Annotated in this window: 10 protein-coding genes; 4 read left to right on the top strand and 6 right to left on the bottom strand. The window is 64.7% G+C overall.

The annotated features are described in order from the left end of the window. Positions 1 to 21: 21 nt before the first annotated feature. From PMI40_RS06595 to thrC, 4 genes are all read right to left on the bottom strand, one after another. On the bottom strand, positions 22 to 1,392 hold the full coding sequence (locus tag PMI40_RS06595; RefSeq protein WP_008113404.1) for a gluconate:H+ symporter: 1,371 nt from the start codon (positions 1,390 to 1,392) through the stop codon (positions 22 to 24). A 212-nt stretch (positions 1,393 to 1,604) separates the two neighbouring features. Then, a complete protein-coding gene (gene moaD, locus PMI40_RS06590) occupies positions 1,605 to 1,862 on the bottom strand; it encodes a molybdopterin converting factor subunit 1 (protein ID WP_008113402.1) in 258 nt (85 codons plus the stop codon). Positions 1,863 to 1,953: 91 nt separating this feature from the next. Continuing rightward, entirely contained in the window at positions 1,954 to 3,216 is a 1,263-nt protein-coding gene (gene glp, locus PMI40_RS06585; protein ID WP_008113399.1) for a gephyrin-like molybdotransferase Glp, read from the bottom strand. Between the two features lie 195 nt (positions 3,217 to 3,411). Further along, positions 3,412 to 4,872: a threonine synthase gene (thrC, locus tag PMI40_RS06580; RefSeq protein ID WP_008113398.1), complete on the bottom strand. Its 1,461-nt coding sequence runs from the start codon at positions 4,870 to 4,872 to the stop codon at positions 3,412 to 3,414. 351 nt (positions 4,873 to 5,223) lie between these two features. Between thrC and PMI40_RS06575 the strand changes: the two genes are divergently transcribed. Further along, positions 5,224 to 5,661 (top strand): surface-adhesin E family protein, encoded by a 438-nt coding sequence (locus tag PMI40_RS06575; protein ID WP_008113396.1) that lies wholly within the window; start codon positions 5,224 to 5,226, stop codon positions 5,659 to 5,661. Positions 5,662 to 5,763: 102 nt separating this feature from the next. On the opposite strand, the gene PMI40_RS06570 is transcribed toward PMI40_RS06575, so the two are convergent. After that, a complete protein-coding gene (locus PMI40_RS06570; RefSeq protein WP_008113393.1) occupies positions 5,764 to 7,074 on the bottom strand; it encodes a homoserine dehydrogenase in 1,311 nt (436 codons plus the stop codon). A gap of 82 nt (positions 7,075 to 7,156) precedes the next feature. Next, on the bottom strand, positions 7,157 to 8,386 hold the full coding sequence (locus PMI40_RS06565) for a pyridoxal phosphate-dependent aminotransferase (protein WP_040501749.1): 1,230 nt from the start codon (positions 8,384 to 8,386) through the stop codon (positions 7,157 to 7,159). A gap of 280 nt (positions 8,387 to 8,666) precedes the next feature. Here PMI40_RS06565 and PMI40_RS06560 point away from each other — a divergent pair, with 280 nt between their 5' ends. Genes PMI40_RS06560 through PMI40_RS06550 form a run of 3 tightly spaced genes read left to right on the top strand, consistent with a single transcriptional unit; the run spans position 8,667 to position 11,190 of the window. Further along, positions 8,667 to 9,047, top strand: coding sequence for an Mth938-like domain-containing protein (locus PMI40_RS06560; protein WP_008113389.1), 381 nt, complete (start codon positions 8,667 to 8,669; stop codon positions 9,045 to 9,047). A gap of 56 nt (positions 9,048 to 9,103) precedes the next feature. After that, positions 9,104 to 10,822: a glycosyltransferase family 39 protein gene (locus tag PMI40_RS06555; RefSeq protein WP_008113388.1), complete on the top strand. Its 1,719-nt coding sequence runs from the start codon at positions 9,104 to 9,106 to the stop codon at positions 10,820 to 10,822. Beyond that, positions 10,819 to 11,190: an EamA family transporter gene (locus PMI40_RS06550; RefSeq protein WP_008113387.1), complete on the top strand. Its 372-nt coding sequence runs from the start codon at positions 10,819 to 10,821 to the stop codon at positions 11,188 to 11,190. Before PMI40_RS06555 ends, PMI40_RS06550 begins: the two co-directional genes overlap by 4 nt. The last annotated feature ends 6 nt before the right edge of the window (positions 11,191 to 11,196 follow it).

The following is an 11,196-nucleotide window of genomic DNA, read 5'->3' as shown; positions in this document are numbered from 1 at the left end:
CGGCAGCACGGCCCCTGCCGCTCAGACCAGCAATCCCCACAACAGCAGCGTCATGCCCAGGCCGATCACCGAGACCAGGGTCTGGATCACCGACCAGGTCGCCAGCGTCTGCTTCAGGTTCAGGCCGAAGTATTCCTTGACCATCCAGAACCCGGCGTCGTTGACGTGGCAGAAAAACACCGAACCGGCACCGATGGCCAGCGCCATGAGCGAATTGTGGGTCGCCGACAGGCCCGCCACCAGTGGCGCGACGATACCGGCGGTGGCGGTGGTGGCCACGGTGGCCGAGCCGGTGGCCTGGCGCAGCGCCACGGCAATGATCCACGCCAGCAGGATCAGCGGCACGTGCGTACCGGCGGCGATCTTGGTGATGGTATCGCTGATGCCGGCGGTCAACAGCGCCTGCTTGAGTCCGCCACCGGCGCCGATGGTCAGCAGCAGGCCGGCAATGGGCGGCAATGCGCGACGCAGCGTGGCACCCACGTCGTAACGGCTGGCGCCCTGCGACCAGCCCAGCACCACCACCGCAAACAGCACCGTGACGGTCAGCGCGATGATCGGCTCGCCGAAGAAGTTGAGCATCTCGTAGAGCTCGGTCTTGGGCGTGACCCAGATCCGGGCCACCGTCCGCCCCAGCATCAACACCACCGGCAGCAGGATGGTCACCAATGACGCCAGGAAGCCCGGCTGGCTCTGCCGCTCACCGGCCTGGAACAACTTGCCGATCTGGTCCGGCTCGGCCACGTTCAGGCGCGGTGCCAGGAAATTGCCATACAGCGGACCGGCGATGATCACCGCCGGTATCGCCACGATCAAGCCCAGCAACATGGTGGTGCCGAGATCGGCATGCAGCGCGGCCACCGCAATGAGCGGGCCCGGATGCGGCGGCAACAGCGCGTGCAGCGTGGTCATGCCGGCCAGCGCCGGAATCGCCACCCGCATGATCGGCATGTCGGAGCGACGCGCCATGACGAAGATGATCGGCGCCATCATCACCAGGCCCACTTCGAAGAACAGCGGCAGGCCAACCACCAGGGCCACCGCCGCCATCATCCAGGGGATCGCGCGCCCGCGGGCGTAGCGCAGCAAGGTGGTGACGATCTTGTCGGCCGCGCCGGAGTCGGCCATCAGCGCGCCCAGCATGGCGCCCAGGGCGATGATGATGCCCGCTTCGCCGAGGATGCTGCCGGCGCCCTTGCTGAACGCCTTGGCGATTTCTTCCAGCGGCAGGCCGGCGCCGATGCCGGCCACGAAGGTGCCGATCAGGATCGCCAGGAAAGGCGCGATGGACAGGAAACTGATCAGCACCACGATGGCCACCAGCGCCATCAGCGTGACCAGCAAGAGCTGGGTATCCTGGGCCGCCCAGGCGGCCAGTTGAGTCGATATCACGAGTGTTCCTTCTTCAGGTGTGGATGAATGCGCATCGTTGCACGATGTCTTTTGCATCCCCTCTTGGTCGGACATGTTGGCGACATGCCCGGTCTCCTCCCAAAGAAACGGATCGTGGCCCCGTTGTCACTGCCGGGAAGCACTTGGGCGTGGCCTATGCGCAGCGGCGCCCGCGGCCCTCATGATGCCGCAATTGACTGGATCCTGCTGGCTCAGCCGCCGGTGACCGGCGGAAAGAACGCCACTTCGCCGCCTTCGGCGATCGGGGTCGAGGCTTCGGTCATGTCGTGGTCATAGGCCATGCGCAGGTTCTTCTCGGGCGCCAGGACTTCGGCCCAGATGCCGCCGCGCCCGATCAGGAAGGCACGCACATCGCCCACGGTGACCACCCTGGCCGGCAGGTCGACGATCTCGTTGGAGGTCTGCAGGGCTTCGCGCACGCTGGCAAAGAAGCGTAATTCTATTTTCATGCTGGAACTTCCTTTTCGATGAGGCGCCGGCCGGGCCGCCGCGCGAGATGAATCCGGTTGCGCACGTGTGCGGCCCTGGCATCGGCAGCCACTAGTTGAGCAAATGATCAAATGACAGGAATTGCACCATGTCGCCACGCGCGATCGCCTGCGCTGGCGGGTTATCGACCAGGCCGTCGCCCCACACGGTGGAGGTCAGCACGTTCGAGCCCTGGCTGGCGAACAGGTCGAGGCCGCCGGCGGCGTTGCGGCGCACCCGCAGGAACTCCTGGCGACGGTCCGCGCGCGGCCAGTCGAAATCGGCACGCATGGCCACCGCGCGCGGCAACACCGCCTGGCGCGGCTGGCCCTGCAGGCGCAACACGAAGGGCCGCACGAAGACCAGGAACGTGACGAAGGACGATACCGGGTTGCCCGGCAGGCCGATGAAGAAGGCGCCGCCCGGCGTATCGCTGGCACGATGGACTTCGCCGAACGCCAGCGGCTTGCCCGGCTTCATGGCGATCTGCCACATGTCGATGCGCCCCTGCGCCTGGACCGCCGGCCGCACATGGTCTTCCTCGCCCACCGACACGCCGCCGCTGGTGATGATCAGGTCGTGTTCCTGCGCGGCACGGTGCAAGGTATCGCGGGTAGCCTCGAGGCTGTCGGGTACGATGCCGTAGTCGCTGACCGCGCAACCGAGCCGTTGCAGCAGGGCACGCAGCAGGAAACGGTTGGAGTTGTAGATCGCACCCGGCTTGAGCGGCTCTCCGGGCATGGTCAATTCATCGCCGGTGAAGAACACCGCCACCCGCAGGCGCCGGTAGACCTCGAGCTCGGCCTGGCCCACCGAGGCGGCCAGCCCCAGCTCCTGGGGCCGCAACAAGGTCCCTGCCGGCAGGATGACACTGCCCTGGCGAATGTCTTCGCCGGTATAGCGCACCCACTCGCCCGGCTTGGGAACATGGTTGACGACGACATGCTCGCCGTCGACTTCGCAGGCTTCCTGCATGACCACGGCATCGGCGCCTTGCGGCAGCATGGCGCCGGTGAAGATGCGCGCGGCCGTGCCCGGCTCCAGCGCCTGGCCGACGTGGCCGGCCGCGATCCGCTGCGATACCTGCAGCCGCGCCTGGCCGCTGCCGCAATCGGCGGCGCGCACGGCGTAGCCGTCCATCTGCGAATTGTCCATGCCCGGCACGTCGATGTGCGCCTCGACCGGCGCGGCCAGGACCCGACCGCTGGCGTCGAGCGTGGCGACGACCTGGTGCGAGGCCACCGGCGCGGCAGCGGCCAGCAAGGTCTCCAGCGCCTCTGCCACGCTTTGCAGGGGCGCGCGGGTCGCGTTTGATGAGGGGGGATTGGACTGCATGATGACCCTGTCGACTGTTGATGTTCGGCGCGCAGGCTGCACGCCCTGGTTGGCTCGTCGCCTGTCCGGTGGCGCGCGCTTGGAGCGACTCCGGATTGTACCGGCTCGCTAGCGCCGGCGCTGACCGGCAAGAAAAACGCCGCACGGGGCCTGGCCCCGGCGGCGCCGAATCGGTTGCCGTACCACGCCCGACGCTCAGAGCCCCGTATGTTGCGCCACGTAGGCCTTGATGCGATCGGCCTGGGCCGGCATGACCTCGAAGCGCTGCGCCAGCGATTCGATGTTCTCGAACCCGGCGGGACGGTCGGCGTCGCGCCCCAGCGCTTCGCGTATGGTCTCGTTGAACTTGGCCGGCAAGGCCGTCTCCAGCACGATCATGGTCACCCCCGGGGTCAGGTTCTCGCGTGCGACCTTGATGCCGTCGGCGGTATGCGTATCGACCGTGATGCCGTAGTTTTCCTGGACGAAGCGGATGGTGGCCAGGCGATCGTCGTGGGTCGAGCGGCCCGAGGCGAAACCGTACTTGATCACGCTGGCGAATTCGTCGCCGTCGCTACCGGGCTTGCCGGTCAGGTCGAAGCCGCCGGCGTTCTCGACCTTGTCGAACAGGGCCTTGACGCGCACGCTGTCGCGGCCCAGCAGGTCATACACGAAGCGCTCGAAATTGGACGCCTTGCTGATGTCCATGCTGGGGCTGCTGGTGTGATAGGTCTCGGCCGACTTGCGCACCCGGTACACGCCGGTGCGGAAGAACTCGTCCAATACGTCGTTCTCGTTGGTGGCCACCACCAGCTTGTCGATCGGCAGGCCCATCATGCGCGCGATGTGGCCGGCGCAGATATTGCCGAAATTGCCCGACGGCACCGTAAAGGAAACCTTCTGGTCGTTGCTGTCGGTGGCCGCCAGGTACCCACGGAAGTAATACACCACCTGCGCCACCACCCGCGCCCAGTTGATCGAATTGACGGTCCCGATCTTCTGGGCCGCCTTGTAGTCCAGGTCGTTGGAAATCGCCTTGACGATATCCTGGCAGTCGTCGAACACGCCTTCGACGGCGATATTGAAGATATTCGGGTCCTGCAGGCTGAACATCTGGGCGGTCTGGAACGCGCTCATCTTCCTGTGCGGCGACAGCATGAACACGCGAATGCCCTGCTTGCCACGCATGGCGTACTCGGCCGCGCTGCCGGTGTCGCCCGAGGTGGCGCCGACGATGTTGAGCTCGGCGCCCTTCCTGGCCAGCGCGTATTCGAACAGGTTGCCCAGCAACTGCATCGCCATGTCCTTGAAGGCCAGGGTCGGGCCGTTCGACAGCGCCTGCAATACCAGCTTGTTGCCGTCCTTGTGCTCCAGCGTGCGCAAGGGCGTGATCTGGCTGGCATCGTCGCCGCTGCGGGCATTGCAATAGACGTCGGCGCCATAGGTCTTGTGCGCCAGCGCCTTGAGATCGGACTCGGGGATATCGGTGGCGAACTTGCGCAACACCTGGTAAGCCAGGTCGGCGTAGGACAGCGAGCGCCACTGGTCGAGCTCGGCGCCGCTCACCTGCGGATACTGCTGCGGCAGGTACAGCCCGCCGTCCGGCGCCAGGCCGCCGAGCAGGATTTCGGAAAAGGAAGGAGTGGCCGAGTGACCGCGGGTGGAGACGTATTGCATGGCGTTTGATGGCAGCAGGATGCGTGGAGATACGACAAGGGTCGCCATTATAACGTCCCTGCCCGCAAAACCTGGTATTTGACGTGGAGCCCTCGCGCCGGAAATGGAGTGGCTGGCGGCACGATGACCGCCTGCACTGCGTTACGAAGGTCGATGCAATCTCCCGCATCCAAGCCGGCCTGTCAGCATTGCAGTGAATACATGCCCGCGCGTGTGAAATAAAACGTTACCACCCTTGAAAGCCCGCGCACCTCGGGCTATGCTGCGGCACTTCGAGCAAAGCCCGCACGGTCGTGTCCGGCGGGCAAATCGCCTCGGCAAGCGTTTGAACTCAACAAGGAAGAAGACAGCATGACTCAAAAGATCAAGACGTTGCTGGCCAGCGCCGGCCTGTTTGGCACCCTGCTGGCGGCGGCCCCTGTCCATGCGGAGAACTGGCAGTCGCTGGGTGGTTCGGACCAGTCCGAACTGCTGATCGACACCGATTCCATCGTCGAAAGTGGCGGCATCCGCGAAGCGTGGTCGCTGTGGAACTTCAAGGAAGCGCGCGAAAACAAGGGTGATACCGGGTTTCCCACGCTCAAGTCGTACAAGGACCTGCACCAGTACAACTGCAAGGCCGGCAGCATGAAGCTGGTGCGCGAGATCATCTACGCCGACAGCGACGGCAAGGGCGACAAGCGCGACCATTCCGACGCCCTCAAGGGAATGGAGTTTTCCAAGCCCAAGCCGGTATCGGTAGGCGAAGCCATGCTGCAGGCGGTATGCGGCTTCGAGCTCAAGAAATAAGCCGCACCCCGCCGCACCAACGAAAAACGGAGCTTTATGCTCCGTTTTTTCATGGCTGCAGGGTTGCCCCTGCCGTGCGCACTCCGGCCTCTCCGGCGTCGATCAGTTCAACTCTTCCAGGCGGATCTTGGTGACCTGGCCGACCACCGTGGCCAGGGCTTCGATGCTGGCGATGGCGGCCTCGATGTTCTTTTCCTGGGTCTGGTGGGTCAGCATGATGATGTCGGTCTGTTGCTCGCCTTGGCCCGGTTCCTTCTGCAGCATGGCGTCGATCGAGATCGACGAGTCGGCCAGGATGCGGGTCACGTCGGCCAGCACGCCCGGCTTGTCGGCCACGCGCATGCGCAGGTAGTAGCTGGTGGTCACTTCGCCGATCGGCAGCACCGGCGTGTCGGCCATGGCATTGGGCTGGAACGCCAGGTAAGGCACGCGGTGGCCCGGCTCGGCGGTGGCCAGGCGGGTGATGTCGACCAGGTCGGCGATGACTGCCGAGGCGGTCGGCTCGGAACCGGCGCCCTTGCCGTAGTACAGCGTCTCGCCCACGGCGTCGCCGCGCACCATCACCGCATTCATGGCACCTTCGACGTTGGCGATCAGGCGAGCCGTCGGGATCAGCGTGGGATGCACTCGCAGCTCGATGCCGGCCGCCGTCTGGCGCGTCATGCCCAGCAACTTGATGCGATACCCCAACTGCTCGGCGTAGGTGATGTCGCTGGCCTGCAGCCGGGTGATGCCTTCGACGTGGGCGCGCTCGAACTGCACCGGGATACCGAAGGCGATCGAGGCCATGATGGTCAGCTTGTGGGCCGCATCGATACCTTCGATGTCGAAGGTCGGGTCGGCCTCGGCGTAACCCAGGCGTTGCGCTTCCTTTAGCACCACATCGAAGTCCAGACCCTTGTCGCGCATCTCGGAGAGGATGAAGTTGGTGGTGCCGTTGATGATGCCGGCGATCCACTGGATGCGGTTGGCCGTCAAGCCTTCACGCAGCGCCTTGATGATCGGGATGCCGCCGGCCACGGCGGCCTCGAAGGCGACCATCACGCCCTTTTCCTGCGCGGCCTTGAAGATCTCGTTGCCATGGGTGGCGATCAGGGCCTTGTTGGCCGTGACCACGTGCTTGCCATTGGCAATGGCCTTCAAGACCAGGTCCTTGGCGATGCCGTAGCCGCCGATGAGCTCGATGACGATATCGATATCCGGGTCATTGACCACCAGGTTGGCGTCGTTGACCACCTTGACCTCGCCGCGGGTGAGCTCGGTGGCGCGCGCCGTGTCCAGGTCGGCCACCAGGGTAATTTCAATGGCGCGGCCAGCGCGGCGCGCGATCTCTTCCTGGTTACGCTTGAGAACATTGAAAGTACCGGAACCCACGGTGCCGATGCCGAGCAAACCTACTTTGATGGATTTCATATTGTCTTCGAGTTGAAAAAAATGCCGTTCCCGGGCGTAGCTCCGGGAGCGGGTGCTGCAAGCGATGCTGCCAGGGCGCCGTTCAGGCGGTGCCGTGGCGACGACGATACGCCTCGAGGAAGTGGGCGATACGGCCCATCGACTCGGTCAGGTCATCGGTGTTGGGCAAGAACACCACCCGGAAGTGATCCGGCGTGGGGCAATTGAACCCGGTACCCTGCACGATGAGTACCTTTTCCTCGGCCAGCAGTTCGTAGGCGAATTGCTGGTCGTCCTTGATCGGATAGATCTCGGGGTCCAGGCGCGGGAACATGTACAGCGCCGATTTCGGCTTGACACAGGTCACGCCGGGAATCTCGGTGAGCAGCTTGTGGGCCAGGTCGCGCTGCTTGGTCAGGCGGCCGTTGGGCCCCACCAGGTCGTTGATGCTCTGGTAGCCGCCCAGCGCGGTCTGGATCGCGAACTGGCCCGGCGCGTTGGCGCACAGCCGCATCGAAGCCAGCATGTTGAGGCCCTCGATGTAGTCGCGGGCATGCTTCTTCTCGCCCGACACCACCATCCAGCCGGCCCGGTAGCCGCACGAGCGGTAGTTCTTCGACAAGCCGTTGAAGGTGATGAACAGCACATCGTCGGCCAGCGAGGCCAGCGAGGTGTGGGTATTGCCGTCGTAGAGCACCTTGTCGTAGATCTCGTCGGCCAGCACGATCAACTGGTGGCGTCGCGCCAGCTCGATGATTTCCTTGAGCACGTCCACCGAGTACAGCGCGCCGGTCGGGTTGTTGGGGTTGATCACCACGATCGCCTTGGTATTGGGCGTGATCTTCTTGCCGATGTCGTCGATATCGGGCTGCCAGCCGGCCTGCTCGTCGCACACATAATGCACCGGAGTACCGCCCGAGAGGCTGACCGCGGCGGTCCACAGCGGGTAGTCCGGCGATGGCACCAACACTTCGTCGCCCGTGTTGAGCAAGGCGTTGACGCTCATGACGATCAGCTCGGAGGCGCCGTTGCCGAGATAGATGTCGTCGATGGTGACACCCTCGATATGCTTTTGCTGGGTGTAGTGCATGACCGACTTGCGCGGCGCGAACAACCCCTTCGAATCGGTATAGCCGGAAGCATTGCCCATGTTGCGGATCATGTCCTGCACGATCTCGTCGGGCGCATCGAAGCCGAACGCGGCCAGGTTGCCGATATTGAGCTTGATGATCTTGTGGCCTTCTTCTTCCATCTGCCGCGCTTTTTCCAGCACGGGGCCACGAATGTCGTAACACACATCTGCCAGTTTCCTGGATTTCTGAATCGGTCGCACAGCCATTCCTCTAGTTGTTTGCCAACGGCGCGCCGGGGAACGCGCCGCTCGGGTCTGCCGCGAACTGTCGCCCGGGTCACGCGTGGTGGCGCGCCCGAACCGACAATGGGAACCGGCCATTTTGCCCAAAGCTGTCCAATTTATCAATCAAATAGGCGCTGCCGGAAAGGAAACGGCTACAATGCTGCACTTTACGACCTGTTCGCTGCAATGCATGTCGGAATGACATCACGGCCCTGCCGACCAACGATGCTCCGGATGTGTGCCAGCCCATCCCGCGATGAAGCTCCATTCAACCGAAACCAAGCAGTACCAGACCGTCACCGCCTACGACGCCGACGGGGTCGAACTCAATGCGATCCGTTTCACGCACAGCCTGGTGGTGCTGCCTGAAAGCGAGCCCGCTGCCTGGCCGGTGCGCGACTTCGACGCCCTCACCGCGGCCGACTTCGCACAGATCGAGGCGACCCAGCCGGACGTGGTGATCCTGGGCACCGGCGAGCGCCAGCGCTTCATCCATCCCAAGCTGATCATGGCGCTGACGGCGCGCCGCATCGGCGTCGAATGCATGGACAACCAGGCTGCCTGCCGCACCTACAACATCCTGATGGCCGAGGGTCGCAAGGTGGCCCTGGCGCTGGTGCTGCCCGGCCAGCCCTGATCGCCGCGGCCCGGCGCGACAAGAAACCCAAGAACACGCACAAGGAAACTGCCGTAATGCGCGACCTGTACAAATCGAAAGCGTTCGTCTGGACGCTGCTCATCCTGTTCCTGCTGGTCTGGTTTGCCATGCTCGGCGCCCGCACGCTGGTGCCGTCGGACGAAGGCCGCTATGCCGAGATGGCGCGCGAGATGGTCGCCACCCAGGACTGGATCACCACCCGCCTCAACGGCATCAAGTACTTCGAGAAGCCGCCGCTGCAGACCTGGATGAACGCCGTCACCTTCGAGCTGTTCGGCCTGGGCGAGTGGCAGGCGCGGCTCTGGACCGGGCTGTGCGGCCTGCTGGGCATCGGCCTGGCCGCCTACACCGGCACCCGCGTGATGAACGGCCGGGTCGGCTTCTACGCCGCCCTGGTGCTGGGCTCGAGCTTCTTCTGGGCCGGCATGGCGCACATCAACACGCTCGACATGGGCCTGGCAGGGATGATGACCATCACCCTGTGCGCCCTGCTGCTGGGCCAGCGCAACGGCGCCTCGCACGAGAGCCAGCGCAACTGGATGCTGCTGTGCTGGGCCGGCATGGCGCTGGCGGTGCTGTCCAAGGGATTGATCGGCATCGTGCTGCCGGGCGCGGTACTGGTGCTGTACACCGTCCTGGCCCGCGACTGGGCGATCTGGAAGCGGCTGCACCTGGTCAAGGGGCTGATCCTGTTCTTCGTCATCACCACGCCGTGGTTCGTGGCGGTGTCGCTGAAGAACCCGGAGTTCCCGGAGTTCTTCTTCATCCACGAGCACTTCCAGCGCTTCACCAGCAAGATCCACAGTCGCCCCGGCCCCTGGTACTACTTCGTCCCGATCCTGCTGCTGGGGATCGTGCCATGGCTGGGCGTGTTCTTCCAGGGCCTGTGGCAGGGCATGCGCGACCAGCGTGACAGCGGCGGCTACCACAGCATCAACGGCGGTCGCTTCCAGCCCGGCAAGCTGCTGCTGGTGTGGTCGGCGTTCATCTTCGTGTTCTTCAGCATCTCGGGCTCGAAGCTGCCCTCCTACATCCTGCCGATCTTCCCGGCGCTGGCCTTGCTCATCGCCAGCTACCTGGAACGCGCCGACCATAAGGCGCTGGCCTGGGCCGGCTCGCTGGTGGCCGTGCCCAGCGCAGTGGCGCTGGCCTTCATCCCGCGCGTGCCGTCGATGGCCAAGAACGACTTCGCCCGGCCCCTGGTCGAGGCGCATGTGCCCTACCTGTACGCCGCGGCGCTGCTGTTCTTCGTCGGCGGCATCGCCGCCATCCGTCTGGCACGCCAGCACAAGGACGCCGCCGTCACGGCGCTGGCGGCCAGCGCCTTCATCGCCGGCCAGTTGCTGATGCTGGGTCACGACCCGCAAGGCCGCTATTCGGCCGGCATCGATTACGTTCCCGCAATACAGGCCGAGCTCAAGCCGGAGACCCCGATCTACGTGGTGGGTCGCTACGAGCAGGCGCTGCCGTTCTACCTGCAACGCACCATGATCATGGTGCAGCATGCCGACGAACTGTCGTTCGGCCTGAAGCAGGAACCGCAACTGTGGCTGCCCACCATCGATGCCTTCGTCGCACAATGGGTGGCCGACCACGCCGCTGGCAAGAAGGACATCGCCATCATCGACCCGGGCGTGTACCAGCAACTGCAGCAACGCCAGCTGCCCATGCGCGTCATCGGCCAGGACCCGCGACGCGTGATCGTGGCCAATGACCCACAGGCAGCCGGCGCCAGCGGCAAGGCGGCGCCATGAACCTGCCTACCTTCGGCTTCATCTTCGTCGGCATCTGCCTCAATGCGGTGGCCCAGTTGCTGCTCAAGGCCGGTACCAATGCCGTGGGCGCGATCCACCTGACGGCCTCGAACTGGTTCTCGACCGGCATCAAACTGGCCACCCAGCTGCCCATCATCGGTGGCCTGGCGTGCTACGTCATCTCGGTGGTGGTGTGGATCATCGGCCTGTCACGGGTCGACGTCACCATCGCATACCCGTTGCTGTCGCTGGGCTACATCATCAATGCCGTGGGCGCCTGGTACTTCCTGGGCGAAGTGGTCTCGGCCCAGCGCCTGCTGGCCATCGGCGTGATCATCGCCGGCGTTGTCTTGTTGACCAGAAGCTGATTTACA

Source organism: Herbaspirillum sp. YR522 (genome assembly GCF_000282575.1).
In the GTDB taxonomy this organism is placed as follows: domain Bacteria; phylum Pseudomonadota; class Gammaproteobacteria; order Burkholderiales; family Burkholderiaceae_D; genus Herbaspirillum.
The sequence above is the reverse complement of the archived record's forward strand: the minus strand, read 5'-3'. Positions and strand labels throughout refer to the sequence as shown.